The sequence below is a fragment of the Stenotrophomonas sp. YJH_SMC_27 genome (assembly GCF_059369815.1).
This window is the reverse complement of sequence record NZ_JCAFTA010000006.1, coordinates 1-25,352: the sequence shown is the minus strand read 5'-3', so window position 1 is coordinate 25,352 and position 25,352 is coordinate 1. Positions and strand designations below refer to the sequence as shown.

The following is a 25,352-nucleotide window of genomic DNA, read 5'->3' as shown; positions in this document are numbered from 1 at the left end:
GGCGACGTAGTTCCGCAGTAGTCCATGCCAAGCCGGGGTCCGGCCAATAACATCTCTTCATACGGATATAAGAGAAACTATCATCTCTTCATCCGGATGGAAAGAATTACTTCACGAAAGTCCAACAATCGCTCAGGATGGCCGGCCACCTGCGGCGTACAATCGCGCCATGGAAATCTTCAAAGTCTTCATGCTCGAGGCGGCGCACCGCCTCCCCAACGTGCCGCCGGGGCACAAGTGCGCGCGCCTGCACGGCCACTCGTTCCGGGTGGAACTGAAGGTCGAGGGCGAGCCGGGTGCGCAGACCGGCTGGATCATGGACTTCGGCGACGTGAAGGCGGCTTTCCAGCCGATCTATGACCGCCTGGACCATCACTACCTCAACGACATCCCCGGCCTGGAGAACCCGACCAGCGAGAACCTGGCGGTGTGGATCTGGAACGAACTCAAGCCCAGCCTGCCGGCGCTGAGCGAGATCACCGTGCACGAAACCTGCACCTCCGGCTGTCGCTACCGCGGCCCGACGGCCTGATCAACTCATTGATCTGAAAGGATTTTCAAAGGCGCCCTGAGCGCCTTTGTTATTTTTGTTGCATTGCCGCATCAACGGCGTATGCTGCAATGCATCAAGCCACTCCCTGATGCCCCCCATGGCCGCCGCCTTCAGCGATCGCTTCAGTGATGCCACCCGCCAGTTCGCCGCCGCCGCAACGCGCGCAAACCGATTGGCGTTGGAGAACGCGGAAAGCATGTTCGGCGTGCAGTTGAAGGTGATGGAGCGCAACCTGACCGCGACCGGCGGCTGGCTGGGCGAACTGGCCCGCAGCGACGACGCGGCCGGGATGCTCAACAAGGGCGCACAGCTGTGGCAGGACAACCTGCAGCGGCTGGGCCAGGCCCAGCAGGACGTGGTCGGTCTCGGCCTGGTGGCCAGCAAGGCGTGGTCCGAACTGGTGCAGGGTTACAACGAATCAACGGCGGACGCGAGCAACCACTGACGCGACGCAACGCTCATTGCGTGGGTCCCTCCCCCCATGCAATCCGGACCCGGCAGATCCCTCCCTCTGCCGGGTCTTTTTTTGCCTGGCGTCCGGATTCCGGAGTGCGTCTTCGTCCGATGTCTCTGCGAACTGAGGGGCCCCGCAGGGACAGGCAGGGGCCTGGGCAAATGTCCCGGCGCCGGCCGTTGGCCGCCACCTCCTCCTTTACTTTGCCCAGCCCCCCGCCCGCCCCGACGAGACTCGGCTTACGGCAGGTAAAGCGCAGCGCTCGTGGCGCCTTTCAACGAGGCGCCGACGAACTCCGAACGCAGGGCGGAGGCCCTTGCGTACGAAGTAAAGGGGGAGGTGACGGCCAACGGCCGGCGCCGGAGGACATTCGTACGCAAGGGCCTCCGCCCTGCGCCGCGCAGGACAACCCGCGAAGGAACCTCAGCGCCCGCGACCACCATGCCAATGCTGGTGCCACGCCTGGAACATCAGCACGTTCCACAGGTGCGTGTGCCACTTGCGCTCGCCGCGCAGGAACGCTTCCCAGATGCCGCGCACGCGTGCCGCATCGAAGCAGCCCTGGTTGCGAAGCAGCTGCGGGTCCAGCAGCGCCTCCGCCCAATCGCGCAACGGACCGGCCAGCCAGCGCGCCATGGGCGGGCCAAAGCCACGCTTGGGACGGTACACCAGCGGCTCGGGCAGGTAGCGTGCCAACAGATTCTTCAGAATGAGTTTGTGTTCGCCATCGTGGTACTTCAGGTGCTGCGGCAGGCGCCAGGCCAGGCGCACCACCTCCATGTCCAGCAATGGCGCACGGGTTTCAACGCCCGCCGCCATGCCCGCGCGATCAACCTTGGCAAGGATGCCCTCGGCCAGGTCCATGCGGAAATCCAGCAGCTGGATGCGCGCCTCGGCCGGCAGCGCGGTGTCCTGCTGCTGGAAGATCGTCATCGGCTCGCGTGCACCCAGCACCACCTGCGCCGGCTGCCGCCAGCGCGTCACGCGCTGCAGGTAGTGGCCTTCCACGTCGTTGGCGGCGACTTCCGCCACCAGCGCACGCCAGCCGCCGAGGCGGCCTCGCTCCACGTTCATCCGGTTGCCGCTGCGCCGTGCCAGGTCACGCACCCAGTCCGGCAGGCCGCCGCACAGGCGTGCATTGCGCAGCGCGCGGCCGTAGCTGGGGTGACCGAAGAACAGTTCATCGCCGCCATCACCGGTCAGTGCGACCGGCTTGCGAGCGCCCAGCAGTTCGCTGGCGAGCAGGGTCGGCAGCTGCGAGGCATCGGCGAACGGCTCGCACCAGACCTGCGGCAGGCGCTGCAGCAGGTCCAGGCCCTGGCGCGCGTCCATGCGGTGCAGGTGATGCTGCACGCCCAGGTGACGCGCGACCTGCGAGGCCCAGTCGCTCTCATCATGGCCGGGATCGTCGAAACCGACCGTCCAGGCTTCGATCGGCAGAGTCGACTGCGCCTGCATCATTGCGGTTACCAATGAGGAATCGGTGCCTCCGGACAGGAACGCGCCGCAGGCCAGCGGCGAGTGCATGCGTGCGGCAATGGCCTTCTGCAGTACCGCTTCCAGCTGGTCGGTGGCCTGCTCCAGGCTGGGTGCCGGCTGCAGTGGTTCCTGCAGCGCGCTCTGCATCGCATCGCGTGCACACCAGTAGCGTGAGCCGCCCTGTGTGGCCTGGCTGGAACCGCCAGCCGCATGGTCATTCAGATCGATGCGCAGCATCGCGCCTGCCACCAGCTTGTGGATACCGCGGTAGATGGTGTGTGGTGCCGGCACATAGTCATGGCGCAACAGCAGGCTCAGCGCATCCTGGTCGATGCTCGGGGCAAAGCCGGCGAAGGCCTGAAGCGCCTTCATTTCCGAGGCAAACAGGAACTGGCCCTGATACCAGCCGTAGTACAGCGGCCGCTCGCCGACCGGGTCGCGGGCCAGCCACAGTTCGCGCGATTCGCGGTCCCATACGCTGAAACCAAATGCGCCCTCGATGCGGGAGAGCGCCCGCTCCACGCCCCATTCGACGATCGCCTGCAGCAGCAGCCGGGCATCGCTGCAGCTGCGCGGCAGATCGCGCAGCTGCGACTGCAGGTCGGCCCGGTTGTACAACCGGCCATCCAGGCACAGCACGTAACGACCACAGTCTGAACTCAGGGGCTGCAACGGCGTATCGGTGGGCGCCCGGCAATGGCCCAACGCCAGGCCGGCCTCGGCGTCGGTCCAGTAGCCGATGCGGCCCCGGCCGCGCTGCTGCAGGGTGCGCAGCATCGGCGCCAGCTGCTGCAGCAGGTGTTCGTCCTCGGCGGGCGGCAGCCAGGCCCCGACCACGCCGCTCATCGGGCACCTCCGCAGCGGCAGCGGCGGGACGGGGTCAGCAGGCAGGCGGCGGCGGGCGACATGGGAACGGCACGCGGAGCGGAGGAGACTCCATGCTCTGCGCCCTGACGGCCCCGCGTCAGTCGCGTTGCTGTCAGCGATGGTCACCAGACGTATCACGAAGGTAACGCTTTGTAACAGTCTCAGGCTATGCTCAACGCCAAGCTGTTGCCAGGCCTGGAGTGCGGCCCCAGCGCCAGCAACCCCGGCTGAATGGCGCCCACCCGCTCGACCCGGGCGGCCCGCAGGCTGGGATAGCATCGCCGCGCTCGTGCCGTGGCGGTACGTTTGCGTCCACGGAGGCCTTGGAAATGCTGGATATCGTACTGGTCGAAGACGATGCCCGCCTGGGAACGATGGTCAGTGACTACCTGCAGCGGCATGGCTACCGGGTCGCCCATGAACGCAGCGGCGAACGGGCAGTGGCCCGGATCCTGGCGGAAAAGCCGGCGCTGGTCCTGCTCGATGTCGGCCTGCCCGACCAGGATGGTTTCGAAGTGTGTCGGCAGATCCGGCCCCACTATGACGGCATCATCTGCGTGCTGACCGCCCGCACCGACAACATCGACCAGGTGCTGGGACTGGAACTGGGCGCCGACGATTACATCGGCAAGCCGATCGAACCACGGGTGCTGCTGGCCCGCCTGCGCGCCCACCTGCGCCGCCACCGCCGGGTCGAGCCACGCGACGGCAGCCTGCGCTTCGGCGAGCTGAACATCGACCCCTCCACCCGCAACGTACACCTGCAGGGCGCCCTGCTGGAACTGACCACCGCCGAGTTCGACCTGCTGTTCCTGCTGGCCAGCAACGCCGGCCAGATCCTGGACCGCGATGCGCTGCTGCGCGGCCTGCGCGGGATCGCCTTCGACGGCCTGGACCGCTCGATCGATGCCCGCATCTCGCGCCTGCGCCGCAAGCTGGGCGACAACCCGGAGCAGCCAGAACGGATCAAGACCGTTCGCGGCCGCGGCTACCTGTTCAGCCGCTCGGCATGGGGATGACGCGCACGCCGTCGGCGATGCGCGGCCACGCCTTCCACTTCCTGCGCTACGGCATCGGCTTCCTGCTCGCCCATCTGTTGCTGATCGTGCTGGGCCTGTGGGCCTGGGACGCGCTGCTGGAAGACCGCACCGAAGCCGGCCTGCAGGCCGAGATGCGCGGCACGCACGCGCTGCTGCAGCATCGCTTCGCCGAAACCCCGCGTGAACAGTGGCCGGCGCTGGCCCGCGAACTCGACGCTGATTTCGCCTATGCCCTACGCCTGGTTCCTTTGGCCGAGGCGGTGAAGGCGCTGCAGTCCAGCCAGCGACCGCCATTCAACAACGGCCGGGTGCAGATCGACCTGGAGCACATGCGCAGCCTGCAGCGCATCGGTGACAGCGGCTACGCGCTGATGCTGGGGCCGCTGGACGCAGCGCTGCCTGACGAAAGCTGGCAGGACAGCGAAGTCTCCGGCGTGGCGATCCTGCTGCTGATCCTGATGGTGGCGGTGGCACTGCCGATGTACGTGATGGTCTACCGGCTGTGGCGCGACGTCTCGCAGCTGGCCCAGGCGGCGCGGCGGATGCGCGACGGCCAGCTGGACACGCGTGCGCCGCGCGCCGGCACCGCACTGGTGCGGCCGCTGGCCAATGCCTTCAACCACATGGCCGAGCAGCTGCAGCAACTGCTGGAAAGCCAGCGGGTGCTCGCGCAGGCGGTGGCGCACGAAGTCCGCACGCCGTTGGCACGGATGCGTTTCGGCCTGGCCGAGCTGGAAGACAGCGCACTCGACGACGTGCAGCGCGATGCGCTGGGCGGCCTGCGCACCGATGTGGATCGGCTGCAGCACCTGACCGACGCCGGCGTCGAGTACGCCGCACTGGGTCGCTGCCATCAGCTGACCCGCCAGCGCCTGCAGCTGGCGGCGCTGGTGCGCGGCGTGGTCGCCCAGTTCGCGCCGCTGCCGGTGCCGGTGCAGCAGGCGCTGTCGCCGGTGGGCCTGGTCAACGTCAACCGGCACATGCTGGAGCTGGCACTGCGCAACCTGCTCGGCAATGCACTGCGTTACGCGCGCCGGCAGATCCGTATTGCCAGCACCGTCAATGACGGCTGGCTGTGCCTGCAGGTGGAGGACGACGGCCCCGGCATCGCACCCGAACTGCGCGGCCAGGTACTGCAACCCTACGTGCGGCTGGACCCGGGCAGCCCGGGCTTCGGCCTCGGCCTGGCGCTGGTGCAGGTGGTGGCCGACAAGCACGGCGGCCACGTTGAAGTGACCGACTCCGAACTGGGAGGTGCGTGCATCCGCCTGAAACTGCCGCTGGAAAGCGGCGGTGCGGTGACGGGCGAACCGGCCTGCTAGGCCGCCGGTTCGGCGCGTGGCAGGGCAAACACGAACAACGCGCCGCTCGCGCTGTCACGCAGTTCGATCCTGCGCCCATGCAGCTGCACGATGCGCTGCACGATCAGCAGGCCCAGCCCGCCGTTCTCGCCACGCCGAGCGCCGAGCGCGGCCGGTGCCTGGAACAGGTGGGTGCGCAGCGCTGGCGCCACCCCGGGGCCATCATCGGCCACGCTCACCTCCACGCTGTCATCGGTTGCGCGCAGGCGCACCTCGATCTGCCCACCCTCGGGTGCATGCCGCAGCGCGTTGTCGAGCAGGTTGGTCAGCACCCGCTCGACCAGGCCCAGATCGGCACGCACCAGCGGCAGGCCGGGCGGGAACTCGGCGTGCAGGTGCTGGTTGCGCGCCTGCGCCGCCAGCTCGAATTTCTGCAGCACATCCTGCAGCAGTTCCGGCAGCGCGAACACTTCCCACTCCAGGCGCACTTCGCCATGTTCCAGCCGCGCCAGCTCGAACAGCGCGCGTGCCAGCCGGCCGACCTTGGCACTCTGTGCCAGCGCGATGCCGAGATAACGGCGCCGCTCGTCCGGCGACAGCGTGGCGTCCTTCAACGCCAGTGTTTCCAGGTAGCCATGCAGCGACGACAACGGCGTACGCAGGTCATGCGAGATGTTGGCGACCAGCTCGCGGCGCTGCAGATCCTGCTGGCGCAGCTGCTGCCACTGCTCGCCCAACCGTCGCGCCATCTGCGCATGCGCATGTTCGAGGATCACCAGTTCATCGCGCTCACCCGGGCGCAGCGGCTCCGCCGGCGGCAGTGGCGTGGGTGCATCGATGTCGAAGGCCTGGATGCGCCGGGTCAGCCGCCGCAGCGGGCGTGTCACCCAGTAGAAGGCCACCAGCCCGGCCAGCAGGCCGAGGCCACCAACGAGTGCCACCGACCACAGCGTGGTGTTCCACTGGCTGCCGGCAGCGAGGTCGTCGGCCAGCATCTGCCGGTGCTCGCCCACCAGCACCACGTACACATAGCCGGCCTGGCGGCCCTGCACGATCAACGGTGCAGCACTGAACACCTTGCGGCCATCGGCGCTGCGCGGATCATCACCGAGGATCGGCAACGGTGCTCCCGCCAGCAGGCGGCGCAGCGGCGCCACGTCCACCCGGGTGCGCACCAGGTGCCCACTGGGCGCATCGTGGCCAAGGATGCGGCCCTGGTCGTCCAGCAGGTAGACCTCGACGCTGGGGTTGACCGCCATCAGCTGGCCGAACAGCGCGCGCACGGCGGCATCGCGCATGCCGCTGGTATCCATCAGCTCGCTGCGCTGGGCAATGTGCTCGGCCAGGCCCAGCGACAGCCGCTGTACCACCTCCTGCTCGTGGCGGGTGTTGGCCCGCATCTGCAGTGCAAGCAGCGCCATGCAGCACGCCAGCATCAGCGCAGCGGTCACCACCGCCAGCTTCTGCCACAGGTTCGGCTTGATCATGCCGCCGCCCCGGCCGGATCGACCAGCTTGTAGCCGCGGCCCCACACCGTCAGCAACCGCCGTGGGTTGGCCGGGTCCGGCTCGATCTTGCTGCGCAGGCGATTGATATGGGTGTTGACCGTGTGTTCGTAGCCATCGTGCTGGTAGCCCCAGACCTGGTTGAGCAGTTCCATGCGCGCGAACACCTGGTCCGGATGACGGGCGAAGAACAGCAGCAGGTCGAACTCGCGCGGGGTCAGCTCCAGCGCGTTGCCATCCACCGAGGCGGTGCGCGCGACCGGATCCAGCTGCAGGCCGCCCAGTTCGATCGCGCCGGCATCGATGCGTGCGCTCTGCGCCATCGCCTCGGCGCGGCGCAGCAATGCGCGCACCCGCGCTACCAGTTCCGGCATCGAGAAGGGCTTTGCCAGATAATCGTCCGCGCCCAGTTCCAGGCCGACGATGCGCTGGGTTTCGCTGCCGCGCGCGCTGATGATGATGATCGGCACATAGCGCGCCATCGCGCGTGCACGCTGGCAGACCTGCAGGCCATCCACGCCGGGCAGCATCACGTCCAGCACCAATGCATCCCACGGACCTTCATGCTCCAGCAGGCGCAGGCCGGCATCGCCGCTGGCGGCATGGGCCACGTCGTAGCCCTCATCGCCCAGGTGCATGCGCAGCAGGTCGGCGATGTGGGCATCGTCTTCAACGATCAGCACGCGTTTGGTCGACATCGGCAGCTCGGGGCCAGTGGGGAGGCTGGCAGCATTGTGGCGCGGGGCGGCCGCCGATACCTCACGAAAAATTGAATCCTGCGTGAGGATTCGTTGACCCGGGCGGGCGCAGCATGGCCCCGTCGCCCCTTCCCGGAGTCCGCCATGTCCCTGTCCCGCCGCCATCTGCTGGGCCTGGGTGGTGTTGCCACCGCTGCCGGCCTGCTCGGTCTGGGGGCCTGCAGCCGCGCCGCCCCGGCGGCCGCTGAAGCGCGCCCGCCGCGACAGTTCGAGGTCATGCACAGCGATGCGCAATGGCGCCAGCGGTTGACCCCGGCGCAGTACGCGGTGCTGCGCCAGCAGGGCACCGAACGCCCCTGGAGCAGCCCGCTCAACAAGGAACACCGGCAAGGCACCTTCGCCTGCGCCGGCTGTGCACTGCCGCTGTTCTCCTCCTCCACCAAGTTCGAGAGCGGCACCGGCTGGCCCAGCTTCTGGGCACCGCTGCACAACGCCATCGGCGAAGACCGCGACGTGACCTTCGGGATGCTGCGGGTAGAGGTGCACTGCCGCCGCTGTGGTGGCCACCTTGGCCACGTGTTCAACGACGGCCCGCGCCCGACGGGGCTGCGCTACTGCATGAACGGTGCGGCGATGGTGTTCGTTCCCGGCGCCACGGACGGTACCGCCGACGGCTGGCGGGTGCCGGTCGGTTCTTCCCCTGCTTCCGGAGCCTGACGATGCTGCTGTTGCTGCTTGCCTACCTCGGCGGCGCGCTGACCCTGCTCAGCCCGTGCATCCTGCCGGTGCTGCCGTTCGTGTTCGCGCGTGCCGACCGCCCCTTCCTGCGCAGCACGCTGCCGTTGCTGCTGGGCATGGCGCTCACCTTCACCGTGGTCGCCAGCCTGGCTGCGGTGGGCAGCCAATGGGTGGCGCAGGCCAACCAGGTCGGACGCTGGGTCGCCCTGCTGCTGATGGCGCTGTTCGCGCTGGCACTGTTGTGGCCGCGACTGGCCGACCATCTGCTGGCGCCATTCCAGCGCGTCGGCGCACGGCTGAGCGCGCGTGCCGATGCGGCGGATGCCGCGGGGCACGGCGGCGCGTGGACCTCGCTGCTGATCGGCGTCGCCACCGGCCTGCTGTGGGCGCCCTGCGCGGGGCCGATCCTCGGCCTGGTGCTGACCGGTGCCGCCCTGCATGGCGCCAGTGCCGGTACCAGTGCGCTGCTGCTGGCGTATGCGCTGGGTGCGATCAGCGCGCTGGCGCTGGCGGTATGGGTAGGTGGCCGCGTGTTCCGCGCGCTGCAGGCGCGGCTTGGGCTGGGCGACGTACTGCGCAAGGTGCTGGGCGTAGCCGCGCTGCTGGCGGTGGTGGCGATTGGTCTGGGCTGGGATACCGGCCTGCTCACCCGTCTTTCGACGGTCAGCACCGCACGCATCGAGCAGGGCCTGCTGGATGCGGTACCCGGTGCGCAGCCGGCGGCACCGCCGATGATGATGATGGCCGGTGCCAACGCCGCAGCCGATGCACCGCTACCGGTGGAAGGCACCCTGCCCGCGCTGGACGGCGCCACCGGCTGGCTCAACAGCCCACCGCTGACGGCCCAGCAGCTGCGCGGCAAGGTGGTACTGGTCGATTTCTGGACGTACTCCTGCATCAACTGCCTGCGCGCGATGCCGTTCGTGCACGAATGGGAACGCCGCTACCGTGACCACGGCCTGGTGGTGGTCGGCGTGCACACGCCGGAGTTCGCCTTCGAGCGTGACCCACGCAACGTGATGAAGGCGGTGCAGCAGCTGAAGGTCGAGTACCCGGTGGCGCTCGACAACCAGTACACGATCTGGCGCGCGTTCAACAACCGCTACTGGCCGGCGCAGTACTTCGTCGATGCGCAGGGCAACATCCGCGGCCACCAGTTCGGCGAAGGCAACTACGCGCGCTCGGAACAGGTGATCCGTCGCCTGCTGGCCGAAGCCGGGCAGACGAACCTGCCGCCACCGGCCGATCCCGCTGCCGCCGACCTGAAGGGCGTGGCCGTGCAGGCCGACATGGGCAACCTGCGCTCGCCGGAAACCTACCTCGGCCACGCCCGTGCCGAGCAGTTCGCCTCACCCGGCGGACAGCGCAGCGACAGCGCGTTCGACTACACGCTGCCGACCACCCTGGCGTTGAACCAGTGGGGACTGTCCGGCCACTGGACCATTACCGACGAGGCCGCAGAGCTGCAGCGGGCCGGTGGCCGCATTGCCTTCCAGTTCCATGCGCGCGACCTGCACCTGGTGCTGGCACCGACCCGCGACGGCACGCCGGTGCGCTTTCGCGTCTGGCTGGACGGCAAGCCGCTGCCCTCCGCCGATGCCGGCAGCGATGTCGATGCCGATGGCAGTGGCGTGGTCGACGAGCACCGCCTGTACCAGCTGGTGCGCCAGCGCGGCACGGTCGGTCCGCACCGCTTCGAGATCGAATTCCTCGATGCGGGCGTGCAGGCCTATGCCTTCACTTTTGGTTGAAACCGGAGGACATGATGAAACTCTCCTTTGAACAGGGCATCGCCGCCGGTGTCGCCGGACTGGTGGCCACCGCATTGATCGCCGGTGTGCTGCTGGTCGACCACGGCGCGGCTGCGGCGCCGGTCGAAGCCAGCGCGCAGACCCAGGCACTACCGGCACCCACGGGCGATGCGGCGTTCCGCGATGACGCGACCCACGCCAGCGTGGTGTTCGCCGGCGGTTGCTTCTGGGGCGTGCAGGGCGTGTTCCAGCACGTCAAGGGCGTGAGCAATGCGGTGTCCGGCTACATCGGCGGCAGCGCCGCCGACGCGCGTTACGAGCGGGTCAGCAGCGGCCAGACCGGCCACGCCGAAGCAGTGAGGATCGACTACGACCCGCGCCAGGTCAGCTACGGGCAGTTGATGCAGGTGTTCTTCTCGGTGGCACACGACCCGACCCAGTTCAACCGCCAGGGGCCGGACCACGGCAGCCAGTATCGATCGGCAATCTTCACCGATGACGCCCGCCAGCAGGCAGCCAGCCGCGCCTACATCGCCCAGCTCGGCCAGGCCGGCAGCTACCGCGCACCGATCGTCACCCAGCTGGTCAGCGGCCAGCGCTTCTACCCGGCCGAAAGCTACCACCAGAACTACATGGCGAACTACCCGCAGGCCGCCTACATCCGCTACTACGACGCACCGAAGCTTGCGGCGCTGGGCAAGCAGTTCCCGGCGCTGTACCGGCGCGAGGCGGCGCTGGTGCCGATGCGGTAGCCGGCATTCCCCCTTGGCCTGACCGACGCTCGGCGGTGCTCTCTGTAGAGCCGAGCCCACGCTCGGCTGCTGTTGGCGGAAGTGCAGCCGAGCATGGGCTCGGCTCTACACACAAAAAAAGACGCACGGCCATCCAGCCGTGCGTTTGGGAAGTATCGGCCGTGCCCCGATCAGGCCCGGCCGACAACGACATGCTAGGCTCGCCATCATCATGGGTACAGCACCAGATGGCGGGATATTCGATGGATACAGATGACCAGGCCTCGATGATTCCCCCCCGCTATCAACGGCTGTCGGATGAGTTGGCCGAAGCCATTCATGGTGGCCGCCTTCCGGTCGGCAGCCGCCTGCCTTCGCTGCGGCAGATGGCCCTGCAGCGCAGGCTCAGCCTGAACACGGTGATTGCCGCCTATCGCCAGCTGGAAGATGCCGGACTGGTGATTCCGCGGCCGAAGGCGGGCTTCGAAGTTGCGCCGCGGCTGTCGGTGCCGGAGCGTTCGCTGCGCGACACCCCATCCGCGCCCACCGCGCCGCTGCAGCAGGTCCTGATGGCCCGGGTACTGGAAGCACAGCGCCGCCCGGGTGTGGTCGATCTGGCCTTCGCCGGCCCACGTGGTCGCCAGTTCTATCCCGGCGCGCAGCTGGCCCGGCATACCGCGCAGGTGCTGCGCCACGGCCAGCAGACGGTGGAGACCTATGCGAGACCCAACGGCTCCCCCCGGCTGCTGGCACAGATCGTGCGCCGCAGTCCGCGCATGGGACTGCACACCCACGCCGAGCGACTCCTGCTGACCCATGGTGCGATGGAAGCCCTGCAGCTGGCGTTGCGCGCGGTCACCCAGCCCGGTGACGCGGTGGGCATCGAGGCGCCGTCCTACTTCAACCTGTATCCGTTGCTGGCCAACCTCGGCCTGCAGGCCATCGAGTTGCCCACCCACCCGCAGCACGGACTGGACGTGGATGCACTGGATGCGCTGCTGGAGCACAGGCCGCTGGCCGCACTGGTGGTGATGCCGACCGTGCACAACCCGCTCGGCTGCACCATGCCGACCGCCGCCAAACAACACCTGGCCGAACTGGTCAACGCACGGCAGCTGCCGCTGATCGAGGATGCGGTGTACGCCGAGCTGCAGTTCTGCGAACCGCCGGCACCCTTGCTGAAAGCCTTCGATCGCGATGGCTGGGTGATGGTGGTCGGTGGCTTCTCAAAGACACTGGCGCCGGATTACCGCATCGGCTGGCTGGATGGCGGCCGCTTCGCAGAGCGCATCGCACTGCTGAAGTTCCAGTCCACCGGCGGCGAGCCGCAGCTGCTCGGCGATGCGGTGGCCGCGTATCTGGAAGCAGGCAGCTACGAGCACCATCTGCACCGCATGCGCCGCCTGTACCGCGAACAGGTCGGGCGGCTGCGCCAGCTGGTGGCCGAACACTTCCCGGCCGGCACCCGCGCCACCGAACCGCAGGGCGGCTTCCTGCTGTGGCTGGAACTGCCGGGCGTGGACACGCGCGAGCTGTTCGAGCGAGCGCTGCTGGAGGACATCGTGTTCATGCCGGGCCAGGTGTACTCGCGCGGCGCACGCTACCGCCACTGCCTGCGGCTGTCGTGCTGCCAGAGCCTGGATGCGCGCTTCATCGGTGCGGTGGAGCGGCTGGGTGCGATTGCGCGGGAGCTGGCAGTGCGCCAGCTCCTGTAGAGCCGAGCCTACGCTCGGCTGCCCTTCGCTGACGGTCCCCGCTGAGCCGAGCATGGGCTCGGCTCTACAGGAAGCAGGTCAGTCGAGCAGGTGCGTACTCAGGATCTGACCATCCGTCCCCGGCAGATGCGGCAGCCGTCCCCAGCACGGCATCGGCAGGCGCTGCTGCAGCGTGGCGATGTTCTCGTCCTGGCGCTGCATCGCAGGATCAATGTGGTTGCCGATCCAGCCCAGGCGGTCCACGCCGCTGGCCTGCAGTGATTGCGCAGTCAACCGCGCATGGTTGACGCAGCCAAGCCGCATGCCCACCACCAGCAGCACCGGCAGCTGCAGCGCACGCACCAGGTCGAGCTGGTCCAGCGTGGCCGAGACCGGCGCCAGCCAACCGCCAACCCCCTCCACCACCACGATATCGGCCTGCGCGCGCAGTCGCGCGAACGCGGCCACGATCGGCGCCAGTTCCACCTGCACGCCGTCCTCGGCCGCCGCCAGCTCCGGTGCCAGCGGCTGCCGCAGCGCATACGGGTTCAGGTCGGCATAGTCCGGCACCGGCCAGCTGGCCGCCTGCAGTGCCAGCGCGTCCTCGTTGCGCAGGCCCTGCCCCAGGTCTTCGCTGCCACTGGCCACCGGCTTCATGCCGACTGCACGCAGGCCGCGCCGGCGCAGCGCATGCAGCAGCGCAGTGCTGGCCGCGGTCTTGCCGATTTCGGTGTCGGTGCCGGTAACGAACAGGGCGGGCGGCAGCGTGGCAGGCAACGGCATCGATTGGCTCCAACAGGGCAACAGAGCGTGCATTATCGCCGGCCCGTCGCGCTTGCTAGACTGCGGGCATGTTCGCCAATGCCTCGCTCACCGGCAGCAAGCCGGAACAATACGCCCAGCTGCTGGAACAGGCCCGTGGCCTGGTCTACGCCGAGTCCGACCGCATCGCCAACGCGGCCAACCTCTCCGCACTGGTCTACCACGCCCTGCCCGACCTGAACTGGGTGGGTTTCTACCTGTACGATGGCAAGGAACTGGTGGTCGGCCCGTTCCAGGGCCTGCCGGCCTGCGTGCGCATCCCGCTGGACAAGGGCGTGTGCGGTGCCGCCGCCAGCCAGCGGGTCACCCAGCGCGTGGAGGATGTCGACGCCTTCCCCGGCCACATCGCCTGTGATTCGGCCTCGCGTTCGGAGCTGGTGGTGCCGCTGCTGCGCGGCGATGAACTGATCGGCGTGTTCGACATCGACAGCCCGAAGGTGGGCCGCTTCGATGCCGACGACCAGGCCGGCCTGGAAGCCATCGCCCGCGTGTTCGTCGAGGCGCTGGGATGAACGCACCCAAGCTGCGCAACATCGGCCCCAAGAGCGCGGCCTGGCTGCGCCAGGTCGGCCTGCGCAGCCGCGACGACCTGGTCGCGATCGGAGCGGTCGGTGCCTTCGTCAAGGTCAAGCGTGCCGGCTTCAAGCCCAGCCTGAACCTGCTGTACTCGCTGGAAGGTGCGTTGCTGGACTGCCACTGGCAGGAACTGAGCGAGCCGCAGCGCGATGCGCTGGTACAGGACTATGAAGCGCGCATCGCCGCGCATCCGCTGAAGGCGGCCGGCCCGGCGTCGGGCCCGGTGCATGAGCAGCGCTTCGATGCCGACGATGACGCGGAAGACAGCGTTGCCGAGGATGCGGACGAGGATTGACGGCATGGTAGTGCCGGCCGCTGGCCGGCAACTGCATGATCTTCGCAGCGTTTCCGAGGCTGCCGGCCAGCGGCCGGCACTACCGATGGGTCAGGGCTGCTGCAGCTCCAGCAATTCGCCCACCAGCCCGGCCTCACCGCGCTCCAGCCACACACGCAGGCGCGTGCCATGGTCGATGCGCAGCGCCCAGCACAGCGACATCGGCAGGCCGCAGACCTTCGACAGCACCATGCGCAGCGGGCCGCCATGGCTGACCACCAGCGTCGGCACCGGATCGTCATCATCGAGCAGGCGATCCAGCGCGCGCGCGATGCGCCGCTCGAAGTGGCCCCAGCTTTCGCCGTTCGGCGGCGGGAACGCATGCGGGTCAGCATGGAAGGCAGCCAGTGCATCCTCCGGCAGGTCGAACAGCGAATGCCCGTCCCAATCGCCGAAATCCAGTTCCTCCCATTCCTCGTCCGCTTCCACGTCCAGCCCGCGCGGCGTGGCCAGCGCCATTGCCGTGTGCAGCGCGCGCAGCCGCGGCGAACTGATCACCCGCTCCCAGGGCTGCGCGGCGTAGGCGTCGACCAGTTCCTGCGGCAGGCGGGCCAGCTGCGGTGGGTCGCTGCGGCCATCGAGGAACTCATCGCGACCGTTGCCGGCATGGCGGACCAGGTCGAGGATCATGCGTGCGTTCCGTACAGGCAACGCGGGGACAGCGGAAAACGGGCGGACATCGGCAACGGCACCACGGGATCGAGGGACCATTCTAAGGGCACAGCAAAGGCAGTCGAGCAGGCGCGACGCAACGGGACTGCCTGCGATGCCGTAGACTGCGCGCACTTCCAGGTGACCTGCGGCCACGGCCGGCAGGTTGAAACGGGAAGCCGGTGACGCGTGATTCCACGCCAGGCCGGCGCTGCCCCCGCAACGGTAAGCACGTCAGTTCCGGGCAACACTGCCACTGTGCCTCAGGCATGGGAAGGCGCCTGGACGGCGGCCTCGCGCCGCCCGGCGGCAAGCCCGGAGACCGGCCCGGAAGCCTCAGGTCGCGATGCGGTGGGCATGGCGCTGGATGACCGTGGCGTGCGCTGCGGCATCGGCGCGTGCCTGCCTTCGCGGCTCCTCCCCTTCGCCACGCGGGCGTGCGTGGCACCTGGAGTCCCCCATGAAGCTGCAGTCCCGAATGTTGTCCCTGGCCGTGCTGGCCGCCCTGCCCGCGCTGGCCCAGGCCGCCAATGACACCACCGCGCTCGACCAGATCCTGGTCACTGCGACCCGCACCCCGATCGCCCTGCAGGACAGCATCGCGCCGGCCCAGGTGATCGACCGCGCGCAGATCGAATCCAGCCAGGCCACCTCGCTGCAGGAACTGCTGCGCGGCCGCGCCGGCATCAACCTGACCAATGCCGGCGGCTTGGGCAAGCAGAGCTCGCTGTTCCTGCGCGGCACCAACTCCGGCCACACCGTGGTGCTGGTCGATGGCGTGCGCATCAACAGCGCCGACCTCGGCCTGGCGATGTACCAGGACCTGCCGCTGGCACAGATCGAGCGCGTGGAGATCGTGCGTGGCCCGCAGTCCAGCCTGTACGGCGCGGACGCCATCGGTGGCGTGATCCAGATCTTCACCCGCCGCAGCCAGGGTGACTTCGCCCCGCATTTCCAGCTCGGTGGCGGCAGCAATGGACTGCGCGAGGCCAGTGGCGGCATTGGCGGCGGCACCGAACGCGGCTGGTTCGGCGCTGACATCGCCTACCAGCATTCCGATGGCATCGATGCCTGCCGCGGCTCCTCCTCGGTGTTCACCGCGGGCTGCTTTGCCGACGAGCATGACCGCGACGGCTACCGCAACCTGTCCAAGAGCCTGCGCGGTGGCTACACCTTCAACGACCAATGGAACGTGGAAGGCAGTGCATTGCGTGCCGACGGAAAGAACCATTACGACGGCTACTACAACTATTCGGAAACCCGCCAGCAGGTGCTGTCCGGCAAGCTGCGCTACACCCCGTCCGAACGCCTGGCGTTCACCGCCAATGTCGGCCGCAGTGACAACGAGTCGGACAACTTCGGCGACTTCGATGCCCGTGGCAGCGCCCAGACCCATCGTGACAGCGCCTCGCTGCAGGGCGACTTCGGCATGGCCGAAGGCCAGCTGCTGAGCACCGGCGTGGACTGGAGCGAAGACAACCTGGATGGCAGCAGCGCCGGGTACCTCGTCGACAGCCGTCGCAGCACCGGCGTGTTCGTGCAGTACCAGGGCCGCTTCGGCCGCCACCAGCTGCAGGTCAGCGCACGCAACGACGACAACCAGCAGTTCGGCAACCACGCCACCGGCAGCGCCGGCTGGGCGATGGAACTGGGCCACGGCCTGCGCCTCAACGCCAGCTATGGCACCGCGTTCAAGGCGCCGACCTTCAGCGATCTGTACGACCCGTGGAGCGGCGTGCCGACGTTGAACCCGGAGAAGTCCAAGAGCGCCAACCTGGGCGTTTCGCAGCAGGGACAGGGCTGGCACTGGGGCCTGGACGTATATGAAACCCGCATCGATGATCTGATTACCTACGATGCGGCGACCTTCAGGATGCAGCAAGTGGAGAAGGCCCGCATCCGCGGCGCCGAACTGACCGGTGGCGTGCTGCTGGCCGGCTTCGACATCAACGCACAGCTCAGCTACACCGACCCGCGCAACCGTACCCATGGCAGCACCCAGTTCGACAACTGGCTGCCGCGCCGCGCGCAGCAGACCGCACGCCTGGACATCGACCGCCGCTTCGGCGACTTCCGCGCCGGTCTGACGGTTCAGGGTTCAGGCAAGCGTTATGACAATGCAGCCAACACGATAAAGGTCGGCGGTTACGGTACGCTGGACCTGCGCGCCGAGTACGCGCTGACGCCGTCGTGGACGCTGCTGGCGCGTGTCGCCAATGTGTTCGATCGCCGCTACGAGACCGTGGCGTGGTTCAACCAGCCCGGCCGCGAGTACCAGCTGAGCGTGCGTTACCAGCCGAAATGAAGGCGCGCGCCGGGCATCGCCCGGCGCCTCCTGATGCCATCGACGCATGGCGTCGATCTACTGTAGAGCCGAGCCCATGCTCGGCTCACGCAATGAAAAGCAGCCGAGCGTGGGCTCGGCTCTACGCCCGAACGCCCGCGGCCAACCCCGGCAACTCACGCAGGTCGTCGATCACTGCCACCGCGTGCGCGCTGCCCAGGTCCAGGCCGCGCGGATAGCCGTAGCGCACCAGCGCGATCGGCATGCCCGCATCTTCGGCGGCGCGGTAGTCGGTCAACGAATCTCCCACCATCAGGCACGCCTCCACCGGCAGCGCGAAATGCGCGGCGATGTGCCGCAGCGGTTCGCCACTGGGCTTGCGCTGCGGCAGCGAATCACCGCCCAGTATCAGCGCGAACGCATCACCAATGCCCAGGTGCTGCAGCAGCGGCGGCACCAGTGCTTCGGGCTTGTTGGTGCAGATCGCCAGTGGCACGTCGCGCGCGCGCAGCTGCGCCAGTGCGTCGGCCACGCCATCGAACAGGCGCGGGCTGCGCAGCAGGCATTCACGGTAGTGCACCATGAACACCGGCATCACTTCGACCAGGTCGACCTCGCGGCCTGCCGCATGCACGGCCTGTTCGACCAGGCGGCGCACACCGTCGCCGATCCAGCCGAGCACGGTGGCTTCCGGCACGCGTGCCATGCCGATGTCCTCCAGCGTGCGGTTCAGCGCTTCGGCGATATCAGCTGCGCTGTCGACCAGCGTGCCATCAAGGTCGAACACGACCAGTGGATAGGGATACGACAAGGAACGGTACCTGCACGACGTGGGCCCCCATTGTACGCCGCTGGTTTCCGCGCCGATCCGCCTCAACCGATCCGGCGCGCCCGGGTGGCCAGGAAGGTGGGAAGATAACGGTCGATCAGGAAGCGCGGCCGCGGCTGCCAGTCTTCCATGAAGCGATCGATGACGAAGCCGGCATCCAGCTGGCCACCAATCAGCTCGGTCAGGCTGTGGCCAAAGGTCAATGCGTCGCCACGGGCCAGCTTCGCCTCGCGTTCGGCTTGCGGCAGGTCTTCCAGGTCCGAATAGGGAATGGCGTACTGCGGACGGATCAGGCCCTGTGCATCCAGCTGCGGATCGCGCGCACCCACGAACAGCACCGGATTGTAGAAACTGGCCATCAGCATGCCATCGCGCGCCAGCACGCGGCGGCATTCAGTCCATACCGGGCGCACGTCAGGGACGTAGAGGTTCGAGATCGGGTGGAACACCACATCGAAACTGTCATTGGCAAACACGTGCAGGTCGCGCATGTCACCCTGCACGGTGCGCAGCTGCAGGCCATCGCGCGCGGCGACCGCGCGGTCCTGTTCAAGCTGCCCGTCGGAGAGGTCGAACACGGTGACATCGGCGCCAGCGGCAGCAAGCACCGGTGCCTGTTGGCCACCACCCGAGGCCAGGCACAGGATGCGACGGCCGCGCACGTCGCCCATCCAGTCCAGCGGCAACGCGCGCGGCGTCAGATGCACCTGCCAGCGGCCTGCGCGCGCGGCAGCAATCGTTGAGCTTTCCACCGGGCGCGACCATTCGCGCGCTTCACTGGCCTGGCGGTCCCAGGCAGCACGGTTGTGGTCGATCAAGGCCTGTCCATGGTTCATGTATCCTCCGTGCCCGGCGGGCGCCAATCCAGATCCTGGAAGGCCGGGCCGGCGAAGCACTCGCCCAGGAAGTCCAGGAATCGCCGCATGATAGCGGGCTGCTGTCGCCGTGATGCGTACACGGCATGAATGCCGAGCTCGTCCAGACTGAATTCGGGCAGCAGTTCGACCAGTTCGCCACTGCGCAGCATCGGCGCCACCTGGTAGGTCGGCAGCATGGCGATACCGGCACCGGCCCGCACCGCCTCCAGCAGCAGCGATGCCTCGTTGGCACTGATGTTGCCGCCCACAGCCACCGACAGCGAACGGCCATCGCGGTGCAGCTGCCACAGGCTCTTGCCGACGTAGTGGTGGGTCAGGCAGTTGTGCGCGGCCAGGTGTTCGGGAGCGGTTGGCGTACCGCGCGCCTCCAGGTAGGACGGCGTCGCGCACAGCACCGAGCGGCAGGTCGCCAGCCGCCGTGCGATCAGGCTGGGATCGATCTGGCGCGCGATGCGCACGGCCAGGTCCACCCGTTCTTCCACCAGGTTCACGGTGCGGTCGACCAGCAGCAGTTCGATGCGCGCGGCAGGATGGCGCGCGACGAAACCGGCCACCGCTCGTGCCAAGTGGCTCTGCCCGAACGACACGCTGGCGGTCACCCGCAGCGTGCCGTGCGGTTCGGGATCATCGCTGGCCAGCTCGCCCTGCAGTTCCTCACTTATCGCCAGCATCTGCCGGAAGCGCGCCAGCGCCGCTTCGCCGGGGCCGGTCAGGCTGACCCGCCGTGTGGTCCGGTGCAGCAGGCGCGCGCCCAGCCAACCCTCGACCTCGGCCAGGTAACGGCTGACCATCGCCCGTGACATGTCCAGCACCTCTGCCGCTGCGGTCAGGCTGCCGCGCTCGGCCACCTCGACGAACACGGTCATGGCGGTCAATCGGTCCATATGCTCGATCCATGCAACAAACAAGCGCGTTATACGCTGTTTTTCGAGCGACTGCAGCGGCCTACAGTGGCCGCGTCCCCCCCCCACACCGCCCCACGGAGTCCTGCCATGAAGATCGCCCTCGTCGGTTCCACCGGCAACATCGGCCGCCAGATCGCCCGCCACGCGCTGGCGAACGGCCACGAACTCACTGTCATCGTGCGCAGCGCGCAGGATCTTCCGGCCGAACTGGCCGGCGCCCATCCGGTGGTCGCCTCGCTGGATGACCAGGACGCGCTGGTCGCCGCCATCGCCGGCCACGACGTGCTGGCCAGCGCCTACGGCCCACGCCCGGGCGATGACATCGGCCGCGTCGGCGAGGTGGCCGCACAGCTGGCCGCGGCCGCGCGCAAGGCCGGTGTACCGCGCCTGGTGGTGGTCGGCGGTGCCGGCAGCCTGGAAGTCGCACCCGGCGTGCAGCTGGTCGATACCCCCACCTTCCCGGAGGCCTACAAGCCATACGCGCTGGCCCATCGAGAAGCCTTCAATCGACTGCAGGCGGTGGACGACCTGGACTGGACCTTCTTCTCGCCGGCCGCCGAAATCGGCCCGGGCGAAGAGCGGGGCCATTACCGCGTGCAGCCCAGGGCCTTCCTGGCCGACGCCAGCGGCCACAGCCGCATCAGTTATGCCGACTACGGCGCGGCGTTCGTCGCCGAGCTGGAAGCGCACAAGTACCCCAAGCAGATCATCACGGCAGCGTATTGATCATGCCGTCCGCCGGGCATGGCCCGGCGCTACCTCCCTGTAGAGCCGAAGGCAACGGCAGGAGCCGTTGCCAACATCGCTTGCGACGGCCCGTAGGGGGCCGGGCAAGGACGCCCGGCATAGCCCGCGCTCGGCTCTACGCGAACATGCAGCCGGGCATTGGCCCGGCTCTAGACAAGGAATTCCCATGCGTACCGCTGCCCTGCTGCTTCCCCTCGCCCTGGCCGCCACTTTCACCAGTGCGCCGCTGCTGGCCGCACCGGCCACCGCGGCGCCGACCACCGCGACGAAATCCCAACTGCACCTGCAGACCTTCCATCCCGGCCCGCAGGCAATGTTCCCGGTGTCCTCGGTGCTGATCGAAGGCCGCCACGACGCGATCCTGGTCAATGCGCAGTTCGGTGCCAGCGACGCGCGCAAACTGGTCGAGCTGATCCGCGCCAGCGGCAAGCAGTTGACCACGATCTATATCAGCCACGGCGATCCGGACTACTACTTCGGCCTGGCCACGCTGCAGGATGCGTTCCCGCAGGCGCGCATCGTCGCTACCGCGCAGACCGTTGCCCACATCCAGCAGACACAGGCCGGCAAGCTGGCCTACTGGGGCCCGAAGATGGCTGCCGACGTGCCCGCGCGCATCGTGCTGCCGCAGGTGCTGGAGGGCGATGCCCTGCAACTGGAAGGCCAGCGCCTGCCGCTGATCGGCCTGGACGGACCGACCCCGGACCGCACCGTGCTGTGGGTGCCGTCGCTGCGCGCGATCGTCGGTGGCATTCCGGTGGTGGCGGGCGAGCACGTGTGGATGGCCGACACGCAGACGCCGAAGTCACATGCCGACTGGCTGCAGACCCTGCAGCAGCTGCAGGCGCTGAAGCCGAAGGTGGTGGTGCCGGGGCATTACGCGCCAGGTGCGGCGCTGGATGCCAGTGCACTGCGCTTCACTGCGGACTACATCCGCACGTTCGATATCGAAGCGGCAAAGGCGAAGGACAGTGCGGCGCTGGTGCAGGCAATGCAGTCGCGCTACCCGAAGCTGGATGGCGTCGCATCGCTGGAGCTGAGCGCGAAGGTGGCCAAGGGCGAGATGCAGTGGCCATGAGGTAGGGAGTTTTCTTTTGCAGGGCTGCGCCCTGCACCTGCTCAATGCAACGGCAACAGCCGAAGCAACAGCAACAGCTGGCTATCCGTGGGATGGCGAGGTGGGTCCGGTTGCGGGGGACGCTGCAAGTACGTCCATGTAAGCTCGGTCGCCGCATCCATGCGGCTCACGCCCCCGCAACCGGCCCCACCCCGCCTTCGAAAGTTTCCTGCTGCTGACGGAACCTGCTGCTGTTGGTGGGTGCCGACCGTTGGTCGGCACGGCAATGATCAGTGCTCGAACAATTCCCCCTGCACCACCGGTTCCTTTTCGCGGAAGCCACCCAGGCCGACGCCGACCAGGCGGTAACGGGTCTCCGCCGGCAGGTCGACGCGGGCGCGCAGGGCCAGCGCGATGTCGCGCAGTTCTTCCATCGATTCCGGCGGGCGCTCCGGGGTGAAGCTGCGGGTGAGGATGCGGAACTGCGCGGTCTTCAGTTTCAGCACCACGGTGTGGCCGACGCGCTCGGTCTTGCGCGTGGCCTTCCAGGTCTTCTCCGCCAGTTGCACGATCGCCTCGCCCAGGTCTTCCAGCAGCAGGTCCTCGGCAAAGGTGTCCTCCGAGGAGATCGACTGTACCTGCTGGTCCGGTTCCACCGGCCGCTCGTCGACGCCGCGTGCGCGGTTGTACAGGCTGCTGCCGAAACTGCCGAACGCCTCTTCCAGATCGGTCAATGCCCATTGCCGCAGATCGCCGCAGGTGACAATGCCACGCGCGGCAAGTTTGCCTTCCATCACCTTGCCGACGCCGGGCACCCGGTTCACCGGCAGCGGCAGCAGGAACGCGTCCACCCGCTGCGGTGGAATCACGAACTGGCCATCGGGCTTGCGCCAGTCCGAAGCGATCTTGGCCAGGAACTTGTTCGGCGCGATCCCGGCTGAAGCGGTCAGGTTCGTCTCCTCACGGATCTGCGCACGGATGGTGCGGGCGATGTCGGTGGCCAGTTCGATGCCGCTCTTCGGCTCGGTCACGTCCAGGTAGGCCTCGTCCAGCGACAACGGCTCGACCAGGTCGGTGTGGCGCAGGAAGATCTCGCGCACCTGGCGTGACACCGCCTTGTAACGTGCAAAGTCAGGCGGCACGAAGATCGCGTCCGGACACAGGCGTTCGGCGCGCAGCGCCGGCATCGCCGAACGCACGCCGAACACGCGTGCCTCGTAGGACGCCGCACACACCACCGAGCGCGCGCCGCGCCATGCCACAACCACCGGCTTGCCGCGCAGTGACGGATCGTCGCGCTGCTCCACCGACGCGTAGAACGCGTCCATGTCGACGTGGATGATCTTGCGCAGTCGGGTCATGTCAGGCGGAAAGAGCGGGGGCGTGCCGAACGGGCCACACGCCGAAGTATGGTCGTTGCACATCAACAGGATGCGCGTATTCCATTGAAAACACTACGGTTGCGTACGGTTGAAATGTTTGATCGGCGCAGTTTCCACGGGCATCCTCGAACGCTTGTTTCCCTGTTTCCCCGCTTCCAGGATTGTGCTTCATGACCCGTCTCCACGCGTTCAACCGCGAACAGCTGCTGGCCAGCGCACGCGGTGAACTGTTCGGCACCGCCGCCGGCCGTTTGCCCAACGATCCGATGCTGATGTTCGACCGCATCACCGACATCCACGAGGACGGCGGACCGCACGGCAAGGGCATGGTACGCGCCGAGCTGGATATCCGCCCGGACCTGTGGTTCTTCGGCTGCCACTTCATCGGCGACCCGGTGATGCCAGGCTGCCTGGGCCTGGATGCCATGTGGCAGCTGACCGGCTTCTTCCTGACCTGGCTGGGCGCCCCCGGCAAGGGCCGCGCGCTGGGCTGTGGCGAGGTGAAGTTCACCGGCCAGGTACTGCCGGACGCCAAGCTCGTACGCTACGAGATCGACATCAGCCGGGTCATCAACCGCAAGCTGGTGATGGCCCAGTCCGATGCCCGCATGTACGTGGATGATCGCGAAATCTACAGCGCCCGCGACCTGCGCGTCGGCCTGTTCACCGAAACCGGGAGCTTCTGATGCGTCGCGTCGTCATCACCGGCATGGGCATCACCTCCTGCCTCGGCAATGATCTGGATACCGTTTCGGCCGCGCTGCGCGAAGGGCGCTCGGGCATCACCGCCCTGGCCGACCACGCCGAAGCGGGCCTGCGCAGCCAGGTCGGCGGTCGTGTCGACCTCGATCTGGAGGCGCTGATCGACCGCAAGCAGAAGCGCTTCATGAGCGACGCGGCGGCCTTCGCCTACCTGGCCATGCGCGATGCCATCGCCGATGCCGGGCTCAGCGCCGAGCAGGTCAGCAGCCTGCGCACCGGCCTGATCGCCGGTTCCGGTGGCGGCTCCAGCGAATGGCAGATCGGCGCGGTCGACCTGCTGCGCGAACGTGGTGTGCGCAAGGTCGGCCCGTACATGGTGCCGCGCACGATGTGCTCGACGGTCTCGGCCTGCCTGGCCACCGCCTACCAGATCAAGGGCGTCAGCTATTCGTTGTCGGCCGCCTGCGCGACCTCGGCGCACTGCATCGGCGCCGCCGCGGACATGATCCGCCATGGCGCGCAGGACATCATGTTCGCCGGTGGCGGCGAAGACCTGCACTGGTCGATGAGCGTGATGTTCGATGCGATGGGCGCGCTGTCGACCAGCTTCAACGAGACCCCGGCCAGCGCCTCGCGCCCGTACGACAAGGACCGCGACGGCTTCGTCATCGCCGGCGGTGGTGGCATGCTGGTGCTGGAGGACTACGACCACGCCGTTGCGCGCGGCGCGCGCATCCATGCCGAACTGATCGGCTATGGCGTGACCTCCGACGGCGCCGACATGGTCGCCCCGTCCGGTGAAGGCGCGGTGCGCTGCATGAAGATGGCACTGCAGGGCGTCGATCGCCCGCTGGATTACCTCAACACCCACGGCACCTCCACGCCGCTGGGCGACGTCACCGAGCTCAACGCCATCCGCGAAGTGTTCGGCGATGCGGTGCCGCCGCTGTCCTCGACCAAGGCGCTGTCCGGCCATTCGCTGGGTGCGGCCAGCGTGCACGAGGCGATCTACTGCCTGCTGATGATGCGCGATGGCTTCGTTGCCGGTTCGGCCAACATCGGCGAACTGGACCCGAAGGTGGAGAGCTTCCCGATCCTGCGCGAAAGCCGCGCGCAGACGCTGGACACGGTGATGTCCAACAGCTTCGGCTTCGGTGGCACCAACGCCGCGCTGGTGTTCGGGCGGGTGTGATGGGGGCAGGTGTGCCGACCAACGGTCGGCACCCACCAATAGATGTAGAGCCGAGATCCTATGTTCGTGGTCAAGCCTGCTGGAAGCAGGCTTGACCCACTTTCAGCATGGCCGGGTCAAAGTCCCGGCCGCTCTTGAAGACGCCCCAAGCGATCCTGGCCAGCTTTCTGGCCAGGATGTTG

At 68.0% G+C, this 25,352-nt stretch carries 24 protein-coding genes, 1 pseudogene and 1 riboswitch; of the genes and pseudogenes, 15 read left to right on the top strand and 10 right to left on the bottom strand.

All coding sequences use genetic code 11. The features are described from left to right. Nucleotides 1-169: 169 nt before the first annotated feature. Together queD and AC5P7R_RS10680 are read left to right on the top strand one after the other, a co-directional pair. Entirely contained in the window at nt 170-532 is a 363-nt protein-coding gene (gene queD, locus AC5P7R_RS10685) for a 6-carboxytetrahydropterin synthase QueD (RefSeq protein ID WP_005407953.1), read from the top strand. Between the two features lie 118 nt (nt 533-650). Beyond that, complete coding sequence (locus tag AC5P7R_RS10680) at nt 651-998, top strand: phasin family protein (protein ID WP_019660945.1); 348 nt, start codon at nt 651-653, stop codon at nt 996-998. A 432-nt stretch (nt 999-1,430) separates the two neighbouring features. Here the strand turns inward: AC5P7R_RS10680 and asnB are convergent, their stop codons facing one another. Beyond that, nucleotides 1,431-3,332: an asparagine synthase (glutamine-hydrolyzing) gene (asnB, locus tag AC5P7R_RS10675; RefSeq protein WP_021203383.1), complete on the bottom strand. Its 1,902-nt coding sequence runs from the start codon at nt 3,330-3,332 to the stop codon at nt 1,431-1,433. A gap of 350 nt (nt 3,333-3,682) precedes the next feature. Between asnB and AC5P7R_RS10670 the strand changes: the two genes are divergently transcribed. Then, nucleotides 3,683-4,372: a winged helix-turn-helix domain-containing protein gene (locus AC5P7R_RS10670; RefSeq protein ID WP_495213843.1), complete on the top strand. Its 690-nt coding sequence runs from the start codon at nt 3,683-3,685 to the stop codon at nt 4,370-4,372. After that, on the top strand, nt 4,369-5,715 hold the full coding sequence (locus AC5P7R_RS10665) for an ATP-binding protein (protein WP_031270199.1): 1,347 nt from the start codon (nt 4,369-4,371) through the stop codon (nt 5,713-5,715). Before AC5P7R_RS10670 ends, AC5P7R_RS10665 begins: the two co-directional genes overlap by 4 nt. Here the strand turns inward: AC5P7R_RS10665 and AC5P7R_RS10660 are convergent. Further along, the gene (locus AC5P7R_RS10660; protein WP_021203380.1) at nt 5,712-7,181 is read right to left on the bottom strand and encodes a sensor histidine kinase; all 1,470 of its coding nucleotides are present in this window, start codon (nt 7,179-7,181) and stop codon (nt 5,712-5,714) included. The genes AC5P7R_RS10665 and AC5P7R_RS10660 overlap by 4 nt on opposite strands. Beyond that, the gene (locus tag AC5P7R_RS10655; protein ID WP_111097712.1) at nt 7,178-7,897 is read right to left on the bottom strand and encodes a response regulator transcription factor; all 720 of its coding nucleotides are present in this window, start codon (nt 7,895-7,897) and stop codon (nt 7,178-7,180) included. Before AC5P7R_RS10655 ends, AC5P7R_RS10660 begins: the two co-directional genes overlap by 4 nt. A 144-nt stretch (nt 7,898-8,041) precedes the next feature. Here AC5P7R_RS10655 and msrB point away from each other — a divergent pair, with 144 nt between their 5' ends. The 4 genes from msrB (at nt 8,042) to AC5P7R_RS10635 (ending at nt 12,832) form a co-directional block, all read left to right on the top strand. Then, nucleotides 8,042-8,614, top strand: coding sequence for a peptide-methionine (R)-S-oxide reductase MsrB (msrB, locus tag AC5P7R_RS10650; RefSeq protein ID WP_111097713.1), 573 nt, complete (start codon nt 8,042-8,044; stop codon nt 8,612-8,614). A 2-nt stretch (nt 8,615-8,616) separates the two neighbouring features. After that, nucleotides 8,617-10,386, top strand: coding sequence for a cytochrome c biogenesis protein DipZ (locus tag AC5P7R_RS10645; protein WP_197575642.1), 1,770 nt, complete (start codon nt 8,617-8,619; stop codon nt 10,384-10,386). 14 nt (nt 10,387-10,400) lie between these two features. After that, on the top strand, nt 10,401-11,138 hold the full coding sequence (gene msrA, locus AC5P7R_RS10640; protein ID WP_227853673.1) for a peptide-methionine (S)-S-oxide reductase MsrA: 738 nt from the start codon (nt 10,401-10,403) through the stop codon (nt 11,136-11,138). 242 nt (nt 11,139-11,380) lie between these two features. Then, nucleotides 11,381-12,832 carry an aminotransferase-like domain-containing protein gene (locus AC5P7R_RS10635; protein WP_019660938.1) on the top strand — a complete coding sequence of 484 codons (1,452 nt, stop codon included), beginning with the start codon at nt 11,381-11,383 and terminating at the stop codon, nt 12,830-12,832. Nucleotides 12,833-12,910: 78 nt separating this feature from the next. On the opposite strand, the gene bioD is transcribed toward AC5P7R_RS10635, so the two are convergent. Then, nucleotides 12,911-13,594: a dethiobiotin synthase gene (gene bioD / locus AC5P7R_RS10630; RefSeq protein WP_227853674.1), complete on the bottom strand. Its 684-nt coding sequence runs from the start codon at nt 13,592-13,594 to the stop codon at nt 12,911-12,913. Between the two features lie 68 nt (nt 13,595-13,662). Between bioD and AC5P7R_RS10625 the strand changes: the two genes are divergently transcribed. Next, complete coding sequence (locus tag AC5P7R_RS10625; protein WP_005407940.1) at nt 13,663-14,145, top strand: GAF domain-containing protein; 483 nt, start codon at nt 13,663-13,665, stop codon at nt 14,143-14,145. Next, the gene (locus AC5P7R_RS10620; RefSeq protein ID WP_021203374.1) at nt 14,142-14,504 is read left to right on the top strand and encodes a TfoX/Sxy family protein; all 363 of its coding nucleotides are present in this window, start codon (nt 14,142-14,144) and stop codon (nt 14,502-14,504) included. The genes AC5P7R_RS10625 and AC5P7R_RS10620 overlap by 4 nt, the downstream gene beginning before the upstream one ends. Nucleotides 14,505-14,594: 90 nt before the next feature. Here the strand turns inward: AC5P7R_RS10620 and AC5P7R_RS10615 are convergent, their stop codons facing one another. Beyond that, a complete protein-coding gene (locus AC5P7R_RS10615) occupies nt 14,595-15,173 on the bottom strand; it encodes a histidine phosphatase family protein (protein WP_478436191.1) in 579 nt (192 codons plus the stop codon). Nucleotides 15,174-15,316: 143 nt separating this feature from the next. After that, nucleotides 15,317-15,539: riboswitch (cobalamin riboswitch) on the top strand. Between the two features lie 115 nt (nt 15,540-15,654). Between AC5P7R_RS10615 and btuB the strand changes: the two genes are divergently transcribed. Further along, nucleotides 15,655-17,499 (top strand): TonB-dependent vitamin B12 receptor, encoded by a 1,845-nt coding sequence (gene btuB, locus AC5P7R_RS10610; RefSeq protein ID WP_227853675.1) that lies wholly within the window; start codon nt 15,655-15,657, stop codon nt 17,497-17,499. Between the two features lie 121 nt (nt 17,500-17,620). Here the strand turns inward: btuB and gph are convergent, their stop codons facing one another. From gph to AC5P7R_RS10595, 3 genes are all read right to left on the bottom strand, one after another. Then, nucleotides 17,621-18,289 (bottom strand): phosphoglycolate phosphatase, encoded by a 669-nt coding sequence (gene gph / locus AC5P7R_RS10605; RefSeq protein WP_021203371.1) that lies wholly within the window; start codon nt 18,287-18,289, stop codon nt 17,621-17,623. 62 nt (nt 18,290-18,351) lie between these two features. Further along, nucleotides 18,352-19,143 carry a class I SAM-dependent methyltransferase gene (locus AC5P7R_RS10600; RefSeq protein WP_019660932.1) on the bottom strand — a complete coding sequence of 264 codons (792 nt, stop codon included), beginning with the start codon at nt 19,141-19,143 and terminating at the stop codon, nt 18,352-18,354. Further along, entirely contained in the window at nt 19,140-20,069 is a 930-nt protein-coding gene (locus tag AC5P7R_RS10595) for a LysR family transcriptional regulator (RefSeq protein ID WP_019660931.1), read from the bottom strand. The genes AC5P7R_RS10600 and AC5P7R_RS10595 overlap by 4 nt, the downstream gene beginning before the upstream one ends. Before the next feature lie 108 nt (nt 20,070-20,177). Between AC5P7R_RS10595 and AC5P7R_RS10590 the strand changes: the two genes are divergently transcribed. Continuing rightward, a complete protein-coding gene (locus AC5P7R_RS10590) occupies nt 20,178-20,816 on the top strand; it encodes an NAD(P)-dependent oxidoreductase (protein WP_021203368.1) in 639 nt (212 codons plus the stop codon). A gap of 187 nt (nt 20,817-21,003) precedes the next feature. After that, nucleotides 21,004-21,915 carry an MBL fold metallo-hydrolase gene (locus AC5P7R_RS10585; protein WP_019660929.1) on the top strand — a complete coding sequence of 304 codons (912 nt, stop codon included), beginning with the start codon at nt 21,004-21,006 and terminating at the stop codon, nt 21,913-21,915. 269 nt (nt 21,916-22,184) lie between these two features. Here AC5P7R_RS10585 and dinB read toward each other — a convergent pair whose 3' ends face one another. After that, on the bottom strand, nt 22,185-23,255 hold the full coding sequence (dinB, locus tag AC5P7R_RS10580; RefSeq protein WP_021204382.1) for a DNA polymerase IV: 1,071 nt from the start codon (nt 23,253-23,255) through the stop codon (nt 22,185-22,187). A 191-nt stretch (nt 23,256-23,446) separates the two neighbouring features. On the opposite strand from dinB, the gene fabA reads away from it, so the two are divergent. Next, a complete protein-coding gene (gene fabA / locus AC5P7R_RS10575; protein ID WP_014035851.1) occupies nt 23,447-23,962 on the top strand; it encodes a 3-hydroxyacyl-[acyl-carrier-protein] dehydratase FabA in 516 nt (171 codons plus the stop codon). Beyond that, a complete protein-coding gene (gene fabB / locus AC5P7R_RS10570) occupies nt 23,962-25,170 on the top strand; it encodes a beta-ketoacyl-ACP synthase I (protein WP_019660927.1) in 1,209 nt (402 codons plus the stop codon). The genes fabA and fabB overlap by 1 nt, the downstream gene beginning before the upstream one ends. A gap of 70 nt (nt 25,171-25,240) precedes the next feature. On the opposite strand, the pseudogene AC5P7R_RS10565 reads toward fabB, so the two are convergent. Beyond that, nucleotides 25,241-25,352: pseudogene (locus AC5P7R_RS10565) on the bottom strand (IS110 family transposase); the annotation flags it as partial.

Excerpts from the sequence above, each read along its gene's own strand:
- AC5P7R_RS10655 (WP_111097712.1), bottom strand. The coding sequence starts at position 7,897 with ATGTCGACCAAACGCGTGCTGATCGTTGAAGACGATGCCCACATCGCC.
- AC5P7R_RS10665 (WP_031270199.1), top strand. The coding sequence starts at position 4,369 with ATGACGCGCACGCCGTCGGCGATGCGCGGCCACGCCTTCCACTTCCTG.
- AC5P7R_RS10670 (WP_495213843.1), top strand. The coding sequence starts at position 3,683 with ATGCTGGATATCGTACTGGTCGAAGACGATGCCCGCCTGGGAACGATG.
- msrA (WP_227853673.1), top strand. The coding sequence starts at position 10,401 with ATGAAACTCTCCTTTGAACAGGGCATCGCCGCCGGTGTCGCCGGACTG.
- AC5P7R_RS10635 (WP_019660938.1), top strand. The coding sequence starts at position 11,381 with ATGGATACAGATGACCAGGCCTCGATGATTCCCCCCCGCTATCAACGG.
- AC5P7R_RS10585 (WP_019660929.1), top strand. The coding sequence starts at position 21,004 with ATGCGTACCGCTGCCCTGCTGCTTCCCCTCGCCCTGGCCGCCACTTTC.
- btuB (WP_227853675.1), top strand. The coding sequence starts at position 15,655 with ATGAAGCTGCAGTCCCGAATGTTGTCCCTGGCCGTGCTGGCCGCCCTG.
- AC5P7R_RS10680 (WP_019660945.1), top strand. The coding sequence starts at position 651 with ATGGCCGCCGCCTTCAGCGATCGCTTCAGTGATGCCACCCGCCAGTTC.
- asnB (WP_021203383.1), bottom strand. The coding sequence starts at position 3,332 with ATGAGCGGCGTGGTCGGGGCCTGGCTGCCGCCCGCCGAGGACGAACAC.
- AC5P7R_RS10615 (WP_478436191.1), bottom strand. The coding sequence starts at position 15,173 with ATGATCCTCGACCTGGTCCGCCATGCCGGCAACGGTCGCGATGAGTTC.
- AC5P7R_RS10625 (WP_005407940.1), top strand. The coding sequence starts at position 13,663 with ATGTTCGCCAATGCCTCGCTCACCGGCAGCAAGCCGGAACAATACGCC.
- AC5P7R_RS10595 (WP_019660931.1), bottom strand. The coding sequence starts at position 20,069 with ATGGACCGATTGACCGCCATGACCGTGTTCGTCGAGGTGGCCGAGCGC.
- msrB (WP_111097713.1), top strand. The coding sequence starts at position 8,042 with ATGTCCCTGTCCCGCCGCCATCTGCTGGGCCTGGGTGGTGTTGCCACC.
- AC5P7R_RS10645 (WP_197575642.1), top strand. The coding sequence starts at position 8,617 with ATGCTGCTGTTGCTGCTTGCCTACCTCGGCGGCGCGCTGACCCTGCTC.
- bioD (WP_227853674.1), bottom strand. The coding sequence starts at position 13,594 with ATGCCGTTGCCTGCCACGCTGCCGCCCGCCCTGTTCGTTACCGGCACC.
- AC5P7R_RS10590 (WP_021203368.1), top strand. The coding sequence starts at position 20,178 with ATGAAGATCGCCCTCGTCGGTTCCACCGGCAACATCGGCCGCCAGATC.
- dinB (WP_021204382.1), bottom strand. The coding sequence starts at position 23,255 with ATGACCCGACTGCGCAAGATCATCCACGTCGACATGGACGCGTTCTAC.
- fabB (WP_019660927.1), top strand. The coding sequence starts at position 23,962 with ATGCGTCGCGTCGTCATCACCGGCATGGGCATCACCTCCTGCCTCGGC.
- AC5P7R_RS10660 (WP_021203380.1), bottom strand. The coding sequence starts at position 7,181 with ATGATCAAGCCGAACCTGTGGCAGAAGCTGGCGGTGGTGACCGCTGCG.
- AC5P7R_RS10600 (WP_019660932.1), bottom strand. The coding sequence starts at position 19,143 with ATGAACCATGGACAGGCCTTGATCGACCACAACCGTGCTGCCTGGGAC.
- queD (WP_005407953.1), top strand. The coding sequence starts at position 170 with ATGGAAATCTTCAAAGTCTTCATGCTCGAGGCGGCGCACCGCCTCCCC.
- AC5P7R_RS10620 (WP_021203374.1), top strand. The coding sequence starts at position 14,142 with ATGAACGCACCCAAGCTGCGCAACATCGGCCCCAAGAGCGCGGCCTGG.
- fabA (WP_014035851.1), top strand. The coding sequence starts at position 23,447 with ATGACCCGTCTCCACGCGTTCAACCGCGAACAGCTGCTGGCCAGCGCA.